Origin of the sequence: Lelliottia sp. SL45 (assembly GCF_026672535.1) — a bacterium.
Classification (GTDB): Bacteria; Pseudomonadota; Gammaproteobacteria; order Enterobacterales; family Enterobacteriaceae; genus Enterobacter; species Enterobacter nimipressuralis.
The window spans coordinates 1888499-1903127 of sequence record NZ_JAPPRH010000003.1; the positions used below are offsets into that span (position 1 = coordinate 1888499).

Consider the following 14629-nt stretch of genomic DNA (forward strand, 5'->3'; position numbering starts at 1 on the left):
CTTATTCCTCCAGTTGTTGAAGACTGCGGCTGCGAATCTCTTGTCGCAGCTTCTCAATCACTTCACTTACGTCCAGGCTACCCAGGTCTTTACCACGGCGGGTGCGAACGGCAACTTTGCCTGCTTCCACCTCTTTATCACCACAGACCAACATGTAAGGTACCCGACGTAAAGTGTGCTCGCGGATTTTAAAGCCAATCTTCTCATTTCTCAAGTCCGCTTTTACGCGAATGCCCGCATTTTGCAGTTTCTGCGTCAATTCTTTAACGTAATCGGCCTGAGAATCGGTGATATTCATGACCACGACCTGCACCGGCGCGAGCCAGGTTGGGAAGAAGCCTGCAAACTCTTCAGTCAGAATGCCGATAAAGCGTTCGATAGACCCAAGAATTGCACGGTGAATCATTACCGGCACCTGACGCTCGTTGTCTTCGCCCACATAGGAGGCGCTTAAACGCTGCGGCAAGGAGAAGTCCAGCTGGACTGTTCCGCACTGCCATGCGCGATCGAGGCAGTCATACAGTGTAAATTCAATTTTCGGACCGTAGAATGCGCCTTCACCCACCTGATACTCAAACGGGATATTGTTCTCTTCCAGCGCAACTGCCAGATCCGCCTCTGCACGATCCCAGGTCTCGTCGCTACCGATACGTTTTTCCGGACGAGTTGAGAGTTTGACGACGATTTTCTCGAAGCCAAAGGTGCTATACATATCGTAGACCATACGAATACAGGCGTTGACTTCATCACGCACCTGATCTTCGGTACAGAAAATGTGCGCATCATCCTGAGTAAAGCCACGAACACGCATCAGACCATGCAGTGCGCCTGATGGCTCATTACGATGGCAGCTACCGAACTCCGCCATACGCAGCGGCAGATCGCGGTAGGATTTCAGACCCTGGTTGAAGATCTGAACGTGGCCCGGGCAGTTCATTGGCTTGATGCAGTATTCACGGTTCTCAGAAGAGGTGGTGAACATCGCATCTTTGTAGTTGTCCCAGTGGCCTGTTTTTTCCCACAGTACACGGTCCATCATGAACGGGCCTTTCACTTCCTGATACTGGTACTCTTTCAGCTTGGAGCGCACGAAAGTTTCCAGCTCACGGAAGATAGTCCAGCCGTCGTTATGCCAGAAGACCATACCCGGCGCTTCTTCCTGCATATGATACAGGTCGAGCTGCTTACCGATTTTACGGTGGTCGCGTTTTGCGGCCTCTTCCAGACGCTGCAGGTAGGCGCTCAGGGCCTTCTTATCTGCCCACGCGGTACCATAAATACGCTGCAACATCTTGTTGTTGCTGTCGCCGCGCCAGTAAGCGCCAGCGGTTTTCATCAGTTTGAAGTGATGACAGAAACGCATGTTCGGCACGTGCGGTCCACGGCACATGTCGACGTATTCTTCGTGATGATACAAGCCAGGCTTGTCATCATGCGCGATGTTCTCATCAAGAATAGAAACTTTATAGTTCTCGCCACGCTTCACGAAGGTTTCACGCGCTTCGTGCCAGCTGACTTTTTTCTTGATGACATCGTAGTTGGTCTCGGCGAGCTCGTGCATACGTTTTTCGAGCGCGTCGATATCTTCCTGGGTCAGGGTGTGGTCAAGGTCAACGTCATAATAGAAGCCGTTGTCGATCACCGGGCCGATCGCCATTTTGGTGTTTGGCCAGAGCTGTTTGATGGCATGGCCTAACAGGTGTGCACAAGAGTGACGAATGATCTCAAGACCTTCATCGTTCTTCGCAGTAATGATGGAGAGCTGAGCGTCGTTTTCAATCAGATCGGAGGCATCAACCAGTTCACCATTAACACGGCCAGCGATGGTCGCTTTTGCGAGTCCAGGACCAATGTCCAGGGCAACATCCATCGGGCTAACGGCGTGGTCGTAATGGCGTTGGCTGCCATCAGGAAGAGTAATTACAGGCATTTTATATCCTTATTTGCAGTGATGCCCCACACATAAGAGCATATACAAAGAAAATAATCGTATTTTATCAATAGATTGCAACACCATCTGACCAACAATCGTCAAATTGGCTCGCAGTCTGGAACAGTGACGAATCAGACAAAGGCTGATTTACGTTCTGCACCCTGATGGTAACACTAAAAAAAGGGTGAATGCACCCTCTGCGACCAGATTGATGTCTCTCATACATTTGTATGAGTTTTAGGGGGTAGCGCTCGCAATCCCGTTTTGCTGAGCTAATCTTGAACTGGTCCTGACAACGTAAGGGGCGTTACATGAATGTTTCCAGTAGAACTGTAGTGGTACTGAATATTGTTTCAGCAGCGGCGCTGGTCATGATCCTGGCTGATAAGTTTCACTGGTTTTGACCCCCAAGGCTGACACTGCATAACAGCTTTTGATAGACTCACGTTATCAACTGACGAGGGAACGGGTTATGCCAACAAAACGCTTTGCACAAAAACACTGGAAAATGGTGGTGGTATTAATCGCCATCTGCGGTGCGATGCTTTTATTACGCTGGGCAGCAATGATCTGGGGCGTGTAGTGTGCTGGGGTATTAATTCACGTTAGTGACGTGTAGTGAGTAACATGCAGTGGTGCGGCATTTATTAATATGACAGCAATATTGTCCATTCGCCTGTAAGCGCTGTTTCCGACATAAAATAATTTTCAGGTTCGCATAATGCGAAAAACCGGTACATCATCATCCGGTTTTTTCACTGCTGGTGTGATCCAATAATATTAAGACCACTCACCCGCAACCAGTTTGTGCACATCAAAGGCGTCATTCATTGACTGACCGGTAGACTGAGAGCCCGGCGCGATGTTAGAACCCGCTTCAACATCAGAAGCGCGGGTGATACCGATTTGATTGGTGGTGTCACTGGCAGGTTGGGTTACTGAATCAGCAGCAAATACACCAAATGACAGTGCGGAAAGCACCATTGCTGCTGCAGCATTTTTGATTTTATTCATAATGATTCTTCTCTATATCTGAATTAATGCAGTACAACGTGAGGCAATTAATGCCTGTACTCACAGTGTAGATCTGGATCACACTTTTGCCTAGTCAATTTATTTATCAAATCGTGTCAAATAAATTGAATGTATATCGCCGAGGGGAATTATGAAGAAATTATGGAGAATAACGCGGAGGTATTAATTTAAAACGCTGTTCAATATTTAATAGCACGCTTTGTTAAAATAAAAATACGGGCCGATAATATATCGGCCCGCGAATATTACATTTTATAGCCTAAAGAAACGGTCGTTCTGCGATCGGTATGTTCTGGTGCGGAAGCCGGTGGCTCCGAGTTCCAGGTCACGTTGTACGCCACTTTTAAACCAAAGTGTTCGTTGATCGCCACGTTCAGCGCGGTTTCAGAGTTCAGTGTCGTATCATCAGCCCCAAACACGGAGACGCCCTGGGTAAATTTAGCGTTATCGGTGAACTGCCAGGCATAAGTGCCGGATGCATAACCCAGCGGCTGCGTTTTGGTATCGCCGTCAGTGTACTCGTCGTAACGTACACCCGGACCGAATTCAAAACGGAAGCTGTGGACCGGGCCATTCAGGAACTGACGACCATAACCCGCAGTGAAGACGTCACGCTGGCGATAGCCATTGTAGCGGTCAGTTAACCAGCTTGCCTGGCCGAAAAGATAGTCATAATCCGTCATGTTGTAACGGCTACGGCCACCCACTGCATATTTCTCAGAGGAGCGCTCGTCATTAGATGAGGTGTTACTGGCGTTACCCCACAGGGACCAGGCGGTGGTATTGCCGTACCAGGTCATCGTGGTGTCTGCGGTCAGGGAGGAGCTTTTGGTGTTACCTGATTGCGCCAGATAGCCCGCGTTAAGGTTACCTTCAAACGGTTTCTGCGCAGTGGATGGGTCATCCATGACAGTAAAAACGGTATCGTCAGCGGCTGCGTACATCGAGGCAAACACGCCACCCGCCAGCATCAATGCGGCAGGTACTGTCTTCAAGAGCTTCATTTATAAAGGAGTCCGTACAACAAAAAAAGAGACCATCACGGTCTCGGAAACTTTCTTGAGGATCAATGACAAGGCATCCATAGAAAGGTAACAAATTATAAAAAGGCTCATATAACATAGCAATGATTTCTTATTTCATTTTTTGAATAAGAACGATCTCAAATCGTTAATTAATTCATATTAAAAACGCACAGAACGTCTAAACATTTATATTTAAAATCATACTGTTATTTACTTTCCCTTCTCGCCTTTTGTGCCATGCTTACCTGAGCCAATGCTAAAAGGAGGTCACAATGGTCAAGATTTATACACTGACGCTCTCCCCTTCCCTCGACAGCGCCACCCTCACGCCGCAGATTTATCCTGAAGGTAAACTCCGCTGTAGCACGCCCGTCTTCGAGCCTGGCGGCGGGGGGATTAATGTGGCGCGCGCCATTACCCATCTTGGTGGTCAAGCCACGGCGATCTTCCCGGCGGGCGGTGCCACCGGTGAACATCTGGTGGCGCTGCTGGCGGATGAACAGGTGGCCGTCGATACCGTCGACGCAAAAGACTGGACGCGTCAGAACCTGCATGTCCACGTCGAATCCAGCGGCGAGCAGTACCGTTTCGTCATGCCCGGCGCCATGCTGGATGACGATGAATTCCGCCAGCTGGAACAGAAAGTGCTCGCCATTGAAAGCGGTGCCCTGCTGGTGATTAGCGGCAGCCTGCCCCCTGGCGTGCAATGTGAAAAACTGACCCAGCTGATACGCGCGGCGAAAGAAAAAGGCCTGCGCTGCATCGTCGACAGTTCGGGCGATGCACTGACTGCCGCTCTGGAGTCCGGCGGTCTGGAACTGATCAAACCGAACCAAAAAGAGTTGAGCGCGCTGGTCAAGCGCCCGTTAACGCAGCCCGATGATGTTCGCTCCGCCGCCCAGGAGCTGGTGCGCAGCGGGAAAGCGCATCGCGTGGTGGTCTCATTGGGGCCGCAGGGTGCCCTCGCCGTCGATGAAACCGGTTCGGTGCAGGTCGTTCCACCGCCGATGAAAAGCCAGAGCACCGTCGGTGCCGGTGACAGTATGGTCGGTGCGATGACCTTAAAACTGGCGCAAGGCGCATCGCTGCTGGAGATGACGCGCTACGGCGTCGCGGCGGGTAGCGCGGCCACCATTAATCACGGCACGCGCCTGTGCTCCCTCGAAGACACGCAAAAAATCGTGAATTACCTTTCCCAGAGCTAAAAATGGCTTCCCTCCATAACGGAGGGAAGCGCATTAAGTCGCCAAACTGGCGCGATCGGCTATGCTAAGAAAACTTTCAAGATAACAAAGAGGTGAAATATGAGCAGTGGTGACATCACCCGCTACGTCGTGACCATCAAATTTCATGAAGACTCGCTGACAGAACTCAACGAGATCACTAACCACCTGACGCGTGGCGGCTTCCTGCTGACGCTGACGGATGACGAAGGCAACGTCCACGATCTGGGCACGAATACATTCGGGCTGATCAGTCCCCTCAGCGTTGATGAAGTGAAAGCGCTGGCAAACGGTCTGATTGAGAGTGCGATCGGTAAACAAGCAGACATCGACGTGAAAACCTGGGAAGAGTGGCAAAAAAGAGAACAATAAATGCCCTAAAGTGATCCTGACGGCTCAGGTGTGCGTTAGCTCGTATTATTGAACAGCGTTTATGCGCTAACTTTATGATCTGGCGGACAACATGGGAGAATCATCATGTGGCAGGCTATCAGTCATCTTTTAAACGAGCAACTGGGCGACGGGGAGATCGAGCAGCGTAACGAGCTGCCAGGCGGTGAGATCCACGCTGCATGGCATCTGCGCTTCGCGGGACGCGATTTCTTCGTGAAATGTGATGAACGGGAATTGCTTCCCATCTTCACCGCCGAAGCCGATCAGCTGGAATTACTGTCGCGCAGCAAAACCGTCTCCGTGCCGCAGGTCTGGGCGCTGGGCAGCGATCGCGATTACAGCTTTCTGGTGATGGATTATCTCCCTGCCCGTCCGCTGGACGCGCACAACGCCTTTTTATTAGGTCAACAGATTGCCCGCCTGCATCAGTGGAGCGATCAGCCACAGTTTGGTCTCGATTTTGACAATGACCTGTCGACGACCCCTCAGCCCAACGCCTGGCAGCGTCGCTGGTCCACCTTCTTTGCCGAGCAGCGCATCGGCTGGCAGCTGGAGCTTGCGGCGGAGAAAGGGCTCGAGTTTGGCAATATTGATGCGATTGTGGAGCATGTCCAGCAGCGCCTGGCTTCTCACCAGCCGCAACCGTCGCTGTTACATGGCGATCTGTGGTCAGAAAACTGTGCGCTGGGGCCGAACGGGCCTTATATCTTTGATCCTGCCTGCTACTGGGGCGACCGTGAATGCGATCTGGCTATGCTGCCGCTGCATCCGGAACAGCCTCCGCAAATCTACGACGGCTATCAGTCCGTTTCGCCTCTGCCGTCAGGCTTCCTCGAAAGACAGCCTCTCTACCAGCTCTATACCCTGTTGAACCGTGCGATATTGTTTGGCGGTGAACATCTGGTGAATGCGCAACGTGCGCTGGAGCGTGTTTTAGCGGCGTAACAGCGTATACGGGTGGCCAGGGCCACCCGCAGCGCGTTACAGAAAACCGAGTAACGAGAAGAAGAAGTAACCGCAGACGATGATAATCACCGGCAGTACGTATAGCGGGAAAATCTGCAGCAAAATGGTGTGATGCGGAACCACGATTCGCGATTCAATCTGCTCGCGGGTCAGCCCTTCAGTGCCCTTCGCCTGTTCCAGTATCAGCTGATCTTCCACCCCTTCACGCAAAAAACGCGTCTGACGGCTCATTCGTGCGCCAGAGGCCTGCAGGGCGAGCGCGATAAAGATCAGCGCAAAGATTATCCAGAACGCGATGTTCAGGCTTTGGTGAAAATCGGGCGTCGGCGAGTTGTACCAGAAGAAGTTAAGAAATGGCGTGTTAAAGCGCATCATCTCAATCATAACATGAGCAAAATCAAGCATAACCGCATTGATACCTGCCTGCTTTTCGCTGTGCTCGTACATGAATTTCAGCACGGAGATTAGCGTGGAAATCACCGCCGGAATAAAAATTACCCATCCGGCAATACGTTTTAGCACCGCGATGCGTCCAGCTTGTTGATACGTCATCAGTTCCCCTTCAGTAAGACGCTCACTTAGAGCCTAAGTTTACCTTCTGCTTACGAATTTCGCCCGTTCTTTAAGGCCAATTATGCTAAATTGCTGCTTAACTTTAGAGTGACTTTATGCTGAAAACGTATGAATGGAGATAGCGTTATGACGACCCCTCGCCAGATTGTTGCTGCCATTTTCGATATGGATGGATTGTTAATCGATTCCGAACCGCTTTGGGATCGTGCCGAACTGGATGTTATGGCCAGCATTGGCGTGGATATTAGCCGCCGTAACGAGCTGCCGGATACGCTGGGGCTGCGCATTGATATGGTTGTTGAGCTGTGGTTTGCCCACCAGCCGTGGAATGGCCCAAGCCGTCAGGACGTCACCGACCGCATTATCACCCGCGCCATCACCCTCGTTGAAGAGAGCCGCCCCCTGCTGCCGGGCGCGCGCGAAGCCGTCGCATTGTGTAAAGCTCAGGGCCTGAAAGTGGGCCTGGCGTCCGCATCACCGCTGCACATGCTGGAAAAAGTGCTGGAGATGTTCGACCTGCGCGACAGCTTCGACGCGCTGGCCTCGGCGGAAAAACTGCCCTACAGCAAGCCCCATCCGCAGGTTTATATGGACTGCGCTGCAAAACTGGGCGTCGACACACTCGCGTGCGTGGCGCTGGAAGATTCTGTTAACGGCATGATTGCCTCGAAAGCAGCCCGTATGCGCTCCATTGTGGTCCCTGCCGAAGAAGGCCAGCACGATCCACGCTTTGCACTGGCGGACGTCAAACTGGCCACCCTTGCCGATTTGACCGCAGAGCATTTGCGCGGGTAATCCCTTAGGTTCGGGCAACGCCCTGTTGCCCGAAAACATGACCACCATAATATTTTTGAAACATCATTTCATTTTTATTTGTAATTCCTGCCAGCGGCTCCTATTCTTATCTTCAGAATGACAATAACCCTACACTCTGAGGTTGATATGATACTGGATGCCTTTAATCTGGCGGGAAAAGTAGCCATCGTCACCGGCTGCGATACCGGTTTAGGCCAGGGAATGACGCTGGGACTGGCGCAGGCGGGATGTGACATCGTGGGGGTGAACCGTAAAATCCCCGAAGAGACCGCAAAAAAAGTCAAAGCCCTGGGCCGCCGCTTTATGGCGATTCAGGCCGATCTTAGCCAGAAGGACGCGATTGAAACGATTGTGACAAAAGCGGTCGCCGAAATGGGCCGTGTCGATATTCTGGTCAACAACGCCGGAACCATCCGTCGGGAAGATGCCCTGTCATTCAGCGAAAAAAACTGGGATGACGTAATGAACCTGAACCTGAAATCGGTCTTTTTCCTCTCTCAGGCGGTTGCGCGTCAGTTTATTGCTCAGGGCGAAGGCGGCAAAATTGTGAATATCGCCTCGATGCTCTCCTTCCAGGGCGGGATCCGCGTCCCGTCTTATACCTCCTCGAAAAGCGGTGTAGTAGGGATTACGCGCCTGCTGGCAAACGAGTGGGCAGCGCACGGGATCAATGTCAATGCGATTGCACCGGGGTACATGGCGACCAACAATACCCAAGAGTTACGTGACGACGACCAGCGCAGTAAAGAGATTCTGGATCGTATCCCTGCTGCGCGCTGGGGAAATCCTGAAGACCTGCAAGGCCCGGTGGTTTTCCTTGCCTCAAACGCCTCTGACTATATCAATGGCTATACGCTCGCCGTCGATGGGGGTTGGCTGGCGCGCTAGCGCCAGTTTGTGACAAAGAGTTACACCGTAACCTCTTCCGCCTACTGTACAAAAACCCTATACTGTATGAATTGACAGTTTCGTGGGTTTTATCATGACGGCGGAAGGCCACCTCCTTTTTTCTATTGCCTGCGCAGTGTTTGCCAAAAACGCTGAGCTTACACCTGTTCTGGCACAGGGCGACTGGTGGCATATTGTTCCTTCTGCGGTCCTCACCTGTTTACTGCCAGATATTGATCATCCCAAGTCATTTCTCGGCCAGCGCCTGAAATGGATCGCCAAACCCATCGCCAGAGCCTTCGGTCATCGCGGGTTCACCCATAGCCTGCTGGCGGTCTTTATTCTGCTGACCTTTTTCTATCTTAAGATCCCCGAAAGCTGGATTGTTCCCGCCGACGCGATTCAGGGGATGGTGCTCGGCTACCTAAGCCATATTCTGGCCGATATGTTAACCCCCGCCGGCGTTCCGCTGCTCTGGCCCTGCCGCTGGCGTTTCCGTTTTCCGATTCTGGCCCCGCAAAAAGGCAACCAGCTGGAGCGCGTCTTGTGCATGGCGCTCTTCGCCTATTCCGTCTGGATGCCTCAGACCCTGCCCGAAAATGGTGCAGTTCGCTGGTCTTCACACATGATCAATTCCCTGCAATTTCAGTTCAATCGCTTTATTCATCACCAGATTGAACAATAAACAGACAAAATAGTTGCATTTGTCATAATCCATTCCATTTGGATATAAGCGCCACATCACACTTCTGATAATCTTGCGCCAACATGATCGGAATATACCGGTCGGATTATAAATCAGGAGAACGGGGATGAATTTTCCACTTATCGCGAACATTGTGGTGTTCGTTGTCTTGCTATTGCTGCTGGCGCAGACGCGTCACAAGCAGTGGAGTCTGGCAAAAAAAGTACTCGTCGGTCTGGGAATGGGTGTGGTATTTGGTCTGGCACTGCAGGCGATCTACGGCTCTGATAACCCGGTTCTGAAAGATTCTATTCAGTGGTTTAACGTGGTCGGTAACGGCTATGTACAGCTGCTGCAAATGATCGTCATGCCGCTGGTCTTCGCCTCTATTCTGAGCGCGGTTGCCCGTCTGCATAACGCCTCTCAGCTGGGTAAAATCAGCTTCCTGACTATCGGCACTCTGCTGTTCACCACGCTTATTTCCGCGCTGGTCGGTGTGCTGGTCACCAATCTGTTTGGCCTGACTGCAGAAGGTCTGGTACAGGGCACCGCGGAAACCGCGCGCCTGGCCGCTATTCAGACCAACTACGCCGGTAAAGTGGCCGATCTGAGCGTGCCTCAGCTGCTGCTCTCCTTCGTGCCGAAAAACCCGTTTGCCGACCTGACAGGCGCAAATCCGACGTCCATTATTAGCGTCGTGATTTTTGCTGCCTTCCTGGGTGTGGCCGCGCTGAAACTGCTGAAAGACGATGCGCCAAAAGGCCAGCGCGTACTGACCGCCATCGACACCCTGCAGAGCTGGGTGATGAAGCTGGTGCGTCTGGTTATGCAGCTGACGCCGTACGGTGTGCTGGCTCTGATGACCAAAGTGGTTGCCGGTTCTAACCTGCAGGACATCATCAAACTGGGCAGCTTCGTGGTCGCTTCTTACCTCGGCCTGATGATCATGTTTGTCGTCCACGGCATTCTGCTGGGTGTGAACGGTGTTAGCCCACTGAAATTCTTCCGCAAAGTGTGGCCGGTGCTGACGTTTGCCTTCACCAGCCGCTCCAGCGCCGCGTCTATTCCGCTGAACGTTGAAGCGCAGACCCGTCGTCTGGGTGTACCAGAGTCAATCGCCAGCTTCTCCGCCTCATTTGGCGCGACCATTGGTCAGAACGGCTGTGCGGGTCTGTACCCGGCAATGCTGGCCGTCATGGTTGCTCCTACCGTCGGGATTAACCCGCTCGACCCAATGTGGATTGCAACGCTGGTCGGTATTGTCACCGTAAGCTCCGCCGGTGTGGCCGGTGTTGGCGGTGGTGCCACCTTCGCCGCGCTGATCGTGCTGCCTGCGATGGGCCTGCCGGTGACGCTGGTCGCGCTGCTGATCTCCGTCGAACCGCTGATCGACATGGGCCGTACCGCGCTCAATGTCAACGGTTCTATGACTGCCGGGACGCTCACCAGCCAGTGGCTGAAGCAGACCGACAAAGCTGTCCTCGATAGCGATGAGAACGCCGAACTGGCGCATCGTTAATCGTTTACCGCACCCAATAAAAAAACCGCCTCTGGCGGTTTTTTTATTGGGTGCGTTTACTCAATATCCCCATCCTGGCGGATTTGCATGGCCCAGCGCTGGGCCGATTCCGGAACCGTAAACGTCGGGGAACGGCGAAAATGCTCCCCCATCAGGACAAAGGCCACGTATTTTCCCCGCAGCTGCCAGACGTCGCGAAAACCATCCACTTTCAGGGCATGGTCTGGCGGCGCTGGTTCGACGCGGGGTACGTAGCTGATGACACGACGGTTTTGTTGACGAAATGGTTTCATAAGCACTGGTTCACTAAAGCAAATTCTGGAAGCAGGAAATTCCTATCATAGCCGATTCCCCCCTGACGCGTCGCGCTTTGGATGCGGTATGCCCGCTCTCGCGGTGCCTTTAACCCGAAAAGTCTCAGTCTGGCAGGTTGTTTGTCACATTGTTCTATAGTTAATGGGGCTTTTCGCCACAACGACCGTATTTCAGCAATGAAACCCAGGAGACGAGTGCAATGTCGCATCAAAAAGACAAGACCGATAAACATCATCAGTCACCGATCCATGGCGACGAAGAATCAAAACCCGGTATGGACTCGCTGGCCCCGGAAGATGGCTCCCATCGCCCTTCGCCGTCGCCGTCAGCCCCAGGAGAGCAACCTACCGCGCCGGGTAGCCTCAAATCCCCGGATACGGGCAACGAAAAACTGCATTCACTGGAGCCGCATCGCAAAGGCGGCGAGAGTTTCCCGCTCACCACCAATCAGGGCGTGCGCATCGCCGATGACCAGAACTCCCTGCGTGCAGGAAGCCGTGGCCCGACCCTACTGGAAGATTTTATCCTGCGGGAGAAAATCACCCACTTTGACCACGAGCGAATCCCGGAACGTATCGTTCACGCCCGCGGTTCTGCCGCCCATGGCTATTTCCAGCCCTACAAAAACCTGAGCGATATTACCAAAGCGGATTTCCTCTCCGACCCGGATAAAGTGACCCCGGTCTTCGTGCGATTCTCCACGGTACAGGGCGGCGCCGGTTCAGCCGACACCGTGCGCGATATCCGTGGTTTCGCCACCAAATTCTATACTGAAGAAGGTATTTTTGACCTTGTCGGCAACAATACCCCGGTGTTCTTCATTCAGGACGCCCACAAGTTCCCGGACTTCGTCCATGCGGTCAAACCTGAGCCGCACTGGGCTATTCCGCAGGGGCAAAGTGCCCACGACACCTTCTGGGACTATGTTTCGCTCCAGCCGGAAACCCTGCACAACGTGATTTGGGCGATGTCCGATCGCGGTATCCCCCGCAGCTACCGCACCATGGAAGGCTTCGGCATTCACACCTTCCGCCTGATTAACGCCGAAGGCAAAGCAACGTTCGTACGTTTCCACTGGAAGCCGGTAGCGGGTAAAGCCTCTCTGGTGTGGGACGAAGCGCAAAAGCTGACCGGGCGCGATCCCGATTTCCATCGTCGTGAACTGTGGGAAGCCATCGAAGCGGGCGATTTCCCGGAATACGAACTGGGGCTACAGCTGATTCCGGAAGAGGATGAGTTCAAGTTTGATTTTGATCTGCTCGACCCTACCAAACTGATCCCCGAAGAATTGGTGCCCGTGCAGCTGGTGGGCAAAATGGTGCTCAACCGCAATCCGGATAACTTCTTTGCGGAAAACGAACAGGTGGCGTTCCATCCAGGGCATATCGTCCCAGGGCTGGATTTCACCAACGATCCTCTGCTGCAGGGGCGTTTGTTCTCCTATACCGACACGCAAATCAGCCGTCTCGGTGGGCCGAACTTCCACGAAATTCCGATTAACCGCCCGACCTGTCCTTACCATAACTTCCAGCGCGACGGGATGCACCGCCAGGATATCGACACCAACCCGGCGAACTATGAACCGAACTCGATCAACGACAACTGGCCGCGCGAAACCCCGCCAGGGCCAAAACGCGGTGGCTTCGAGTCCTATCAGGAGCGGGTGGAAGGGACCAAAATCCGCGAGCGCAGTCCATCGTTTGCCGAGTATTACGCCCATCCTCGCCTGTTCTGGAACAGTCAGACGCCCGTTGAGCAGGAACATATCATCGGCAGCTTTAGCTTTGAGTTAAGCAAAGTGGTGCGTGAATACATTCGTGAACGGGTGGTCGATCACCTGGCGCATATCGACATTAAGCTCGCCCAGGGCGTGGCGGATAATTTAGGGCTAACCCTCACCGATGAGCAGCGCAATACGGCGCCGCCGAAAGAGGTTAACGGCCTGAAAAAAGATGCCTCCCTGAGCCTGTATGCGGTGCCGGGCGGAACGATTAAGGGCCGCGTGGTGGCGGTACTGCTTAACGACAAACCCATCGCCAAAGATGTGCTGGCGATCCTGAAAGCGCTGAAGTCGAAAGGCGTGCACGCGAAACTGCTCTACTCCCGCATGGGCGAAGTGAAGGCTGACGATGGCTCTGTCCTGCCCGTCGCCGCGACGTTCGCCGGATCACCGTCCCTCACCGTGGATGCCGTGATTGTGCCGGGCGGCGATATTAAGAGCCTGCTCACCAATGGCGATGCGGCCTACTATCTGCTGGAGGCCTATAAACACCTGAAACCTGTCGCGCTGGCGGGCGATGCGCGTCAGTTTAAATCGCTGCTGAAAGTGGCAGAAAAAGGTGAGGAAGGGATTGTCGAGGGAGATAAAGTCGGCGCACCGTTTATGGATCAGCTGTTCGATCTGATGGCGGCGCACCGGGTGTGGTCACGAAGCGCTAAAATTTCAGCGATTCCGGCATAACAAACTACCGGGTAGGCTGATGCCTACCCGGCTATTTTTACAAATCGCTAAATGTCCCTAAACGATACCCACGTTCCGCAATCGCATACTTCAGCGAGGGCGACGTCAGCACATCCAGTTCCGCCAGACGCGGCCAGCAATAGGCGCTTTTGTGCACCGTATTATCGACAAACGCCGGGTGCGTCATGATCTCCAGCGAACGTTCACCGCGCGAAGCCGAGCCATCCAGTACCTGCAACAGCAGCGCTTCGCTGATCGCATCGCCATAGAACTCGCTGCTGAAACCCTCGGTAGTCGGCGCACGGCCGAGCGGCAAATCGTGCAGGGCCAGCACCTGACGGTCCACACGCATCGCCACACCTTTACGCGCCGCAAATTCGGCCACCAACGGGAAAATCGCCGGGATCATATGCACATGATGATGGCTGTCGAGGTGCGTCGGTTCGCGGCCAAAGAGATCGACGAAGCGATTGAACTGACAATCCAGTTCGCGGGCGATTTCGTCGAGCGGCAGCGCGCCCTGCTCCGCCATCTCCCAAATCCATTTCCCCAGCACCCCGTCGCGCGTTAGCCCCGGCATGGGTGAGAGCGGCATCCCGAGCGTCAGCACGAAATGCATCCCTACGCCCAGCTTCGGCAGATCGCGGCTTAACGCTGCGGCATGTTCAATCGCCTCGCCGTTGACCAGCGCGGTGGTCGATGTGACCACCCCGTGGCGACAGGCTTCGATGATGCCGTAGTTTTGCCCTTTGGAGAGTCCAAAATCATCGGCATTCACGATCAACAGATTTTCCATC

General features: G+C 53.5%; 16 protein-coding genes. 10 read left to right on the forward strand and 6 right to left on the reverse strand.

The window, feature by feature from the left end:
• Nucleotide 1 precedes the first annotated feature (1 nt).
• Nucleotides 2-1930, reverse strand: coding sequence for a threonine--tRNA ligase (thrS, locus tag OVA10_RS15180; RefSeq protein WP_100780477.1), 1929 nt, complete (start codon nt 1928-1930; stop codon nt 2-4).
• Between the two features lie 314 nt (nt 1931-2244).
• Here thrS and yncL point away from each other — a divergent pair, with 314 nt between their 5' ends.
• Both yncL and yniD read left to right on the forward strand, forming a co-directional pair.
• On the forward strand, nt 2245-2337 hold the full coding sequence (gene yncL / locus OVA10_RS15185; RefSeq protein ID WP_102103511.1) for a stress response membrane protein YncL: 93 nt from the start codon (nt 2245-2247) through the stop codon (nt 2335-2337).
• A gap of 68 nt (nt 2338-2405) precedes the next feature.
• On the forward strand, nt 2406-2516 hold the full coding sequence (yniD, locus tag OVA10_RS15190) for a small membrane protein YniD (RefSeq protein WP_100780479.1): 111 nt from the start codon (nt 2406-2408) through the stop codon (nt 2514-2516).
• Nucleotides 2517-2713: 197 nt separating this feature from the next.
• Here yniD and OVA10_RS15195 read toward each other — a convergent pair whose 3' ends face one another.
• Complete coding sequence (locus OVA10_RS15195; RefSeq protein ID WP_100780480.1) at nt 2714-2947, reverse strand: hypothetical protein; 234 nt, start codon at nt 2945-2947, stop codon at nt 2714-2716.
• A 266-nt stretch (nt 2948-3213) separates the two neighbouring features.
• Nucleotides 3214-3972 (reverse strand): DUF481 domain-containing protein, encoded by a 759-nt coding sequence (locus OVA10_RS15200; protein ID WP_100780481.1) that lies wholly within the window; start codon nt 3970-3972, stop codon nt 3214-3216.
• 293 nt (nt 3973-4265) lie between these two features.
• Here OVA10_RS15200 and pfkB point away from each other — a divergent pair, with 293 nt between their 5' ends.
• The 3 genes from pfkB to OVA10_RS15215 all read left to right on the forward strand — a co-directional run bounded on the left by pfkB (nt 4266) and on the right by OVA10_RS15215 (nt 6554).
• The gene (gene pfkB, locus OVA10_RS15205; protein WP_268196253.1) at nt 4266-5198 is read left to right on the forward strand and encodes a 6-phosphofructokinase II; all 933 of its coding nucleotides are present in this window, start codon (nt 4266-4268) and stop codon (nt 5196-5198) included.
• Nucleotides 5199-5297: 99 nt separating this feature from the next.
• Nucleotides 5298-5588, forward strand: a complete 291-nt coding sequence (gene ghoS / locus OVA10_RS15210; RefSeq protein WP_268196254.1) for a type V toxin-antitoxin system endoribonuclease antitoxin GhoS — start codon at nt 5298-5300, stop codon at nt 5586-5588.
• 105 nt (nt 5589-5693) lie between these two features.
• The gene (locus tag OVA10_RS15215) at nt 5694-6554 is read left to right on the forward strand and encodes a fructosamine kinase family protein (protein ID WP_107703791.1); all 861 of its coding nucleotides are present in this window, start codon (nt 5694-5696) and stop codon (nt 6552-6554) included.
• Nucleotides 6555-6590: 36 nt separating this feature from the next.
• Here OVA10_RS15215 and OVA10_RS15220 read toward each other — a convergent pair whose 3' ends face one another.
• Entirely contained in the window at nt 6591-7127 is a 537-nt protein-coding gene (locus tag OVA10_RS15220) for a YniB family protein (RefSeq protein ID WP_123429050.1), read from the reverse strand.
• A gap of 147 nt (nt 7128-7274) precedes the next feature.
• Here OVA10_RS15220 and hxpB point away from each other — a divergent pair, with 147 nt between their 5' ends.
• The 4 genes from hxpB (at nt 7275) to OVA10_RS15240 (ending at nt 11056) form a co-directional block, all read left to right on the forward strand.
• Nucleotides 7275-7943, forward strand: coding sequence for a hexitol phosphatase HxpB (gene hxpB, locus OVA10_RS15225; protein ID WP_123429051.1), 669 nt, complete (start codon nt 7275-7277; stop codon nt 7941-7943).
• Between the two features lie 147 nt (nt 7944-8090).
• The gene (gene kduD, locus OVA10_RS15230) at nt 8091-8852 is read left to right on the forward strand and encodes a 2-dehydro-3-deoxy-D-gluconate 5-dehydrogenase KduD (RefSeq protein WP_248859994.1); all 762 of its coding nucleotides are present in this window, start codon (nt 8091-8093) and stop codon (nt 8850-8852) included.
• Nucleotides 8853-8946: 94 nt separating this feature from the next.
• The gene (locus tag OVA10_RS15235; RefSeq protein WP_100780488.1) at nt 8947-9537 is read left to right on the forward strand and encodes a metal-dependent hydrolase; all 591 of its coding nucleotides are present in this window, start codon (nt 8947-8949) and stop codon (nt 9535-9537) included.
• Between the two features lie 127 nt (nt 9538-9664).
• Nucleotides 9665-11056: an L-cystine transporter gene (locus OVA10_RS15240; RefSeq protein WP_100780489.1), complete on the forward strand. Its 1392-nt coding sequence runs from the start codon at nt 9665-9667 to the stop codon at nt 11054-11056.
• A gap of 56 nt (nt 11057-11112) precedes the next feature.
• On the opposite strand, the gene cedA is transcribed toward OVA10_RS15240, so the two are convergent.
• Nucleotides 11113-11349 (reverse strand): cell division activator CedA, encoded by a 237-nt coding sequence (cedA, locus tag OVA10_RS15245; RefSeq protein WP_123429053.1) that lies wholly within the window; start codon nt 11347-11349, stop codon nt 11113-11115.
• A 221-nt stretch (nt 11350-11570) separates the two neighbouring features.
• Between cedA and katE the strand changes: the two genes are divergently transcribed.
• A complete protein-coding gene (gene katE, locus OVA10_RS15250; protein WP_268196255.1) occupies nt 11571-13832 on the forward strand; it encodes a catalase HPII in 2262 nt (753 codons plus the stop codon).
• A gap of 37 nt (nt 13833-13869) precedes the next feature.
• Here the strand turns inward: katE and chbG are convergent, their stop codons facing one another.
• Nucleotides 13870-14628 carry a chitin disaccharide deacetylase gene (gene chbG, locus OVA10_RS15255; RefSeq protein WP_268196256.1) on the reverse strand — a complete coding sequence of 253 codons (759 nt, stop codon included), beginning with the start codon at nt 14626-14628 and terminating at the stop codon, nt 13870-13872.
• Nucleotide 14629: the final 1 nt, after the last annotated feature.

Excerpts from the sequence above, each read along its gene's own strand:
- OVA10_RS15215 (WP_107703791.1), top strand. The coding sequence starts at position 5,694 with ATGTGGCAGGCTATCAGTCATCTTTTAAACGAGCAACTGGGCGACGGG.
- pfkB (WP_268196253.1), top strand. The coding sequence starts at position 4,266 with ATGGTCAAGATTTATACACTGACGCTCTCCCCTTCCCTCGACAGCGCC.
- OVA10_RS15220 (WP_123429050.1), bottom strand. The coding sequence starts at position 7,127 with ATGACGTATCAACAAGCTGGACGCATCGCGGTGCTAAAACGTATTGCC.
- cedA (WP_123429053.1), bottom strand. The coding sequence starts at position 11,349 with ATGAAACCATTTCGTCAACAAAACCGTCGTGTCATCAGCTACGTACCC.
- yncL (WP_102103511.1), top strand. The coding sequence starts at position 2,245 with ATGAATGTTTCCAGTAGAACTGTAGTGGTACTGAATATTGTTTCAGCA.
- chbG (WP_268196256.1), bottom strand. The coding sequence starts at position 14,628 with ATGGAAAATCTGTTGATCGTGAATGCCGATGATTTTGGACTCTCCAAA.
- ghoS (WP_268196254.1), top strand. The coding sequence starts at position 5,298 with ATGAGCAGTGGTGACATCACCCGCTACGTCGTGACCATCAAATTTCAT.
- katE (WP_268196255.1), top strand. The coding sequence starts at position 11,571 with ATGTCGCATCAAAAAGACAAGACCGATAAACATCATCAGTCACCGATC.
- OVA10_RS15195 (WP_100780480.1), bottom strand. The coding sequence starts at position 2,947 with ATGAATAAAATCAAAAATGCTGCAGCAGCAATGGTGCTTTCCGCACTG.
- hxpB (WP_123429051.1), top strand. The coding sequence starts at position 7,275 with ATGACGACCCCTCGCCAGATTGTTGCTGCCATTTTCGATATGGATGGA.
- OVA10_RS15200 (WP_100780481.1), bottom strand. The coding sequence starts at position 3,972 with ATGAAGCTCTTGAAGACAGTACCTGCCGCATTGATGCTGGCGGGTGGC.
- thrS (WP_100780477.1), bottom strand. The coding sequence starts at position 1,930 with ATGCCTGTAATTACTCTTCCTGATGGCAGCCAACGCCATTACGACCAC.
- OVA10_RS15235 (WP_100780488.1), top strand. The coding sequence starts at position 8,947 with ATGACGGCGGAAGGCCACCTCCTTTTTTCTATTGCCTGCGCAGTGTTT.
- kduD (WP_248859994.1), top strand. The coding sequence starts at position 8,091 with ATGATACTGGATGCCTTTAATCTGGCGGGAAAAGTAGCCATCGTCACC.
- yniD (WP_100780479.1), top strand. The coding sequence starts at position 2,406 with ATGCCAACAAAACGCTTTGCACAAAAACACTGGAAAATGGTGGTGGTA.
- OVA10_RS15240 (WP_100780489.1), top strand. The coding sequence starts at position 9,665 with ATGAATTTTCCACTTATCGCGAACATTGTGGTGTTCGTTGTCTTGCTA.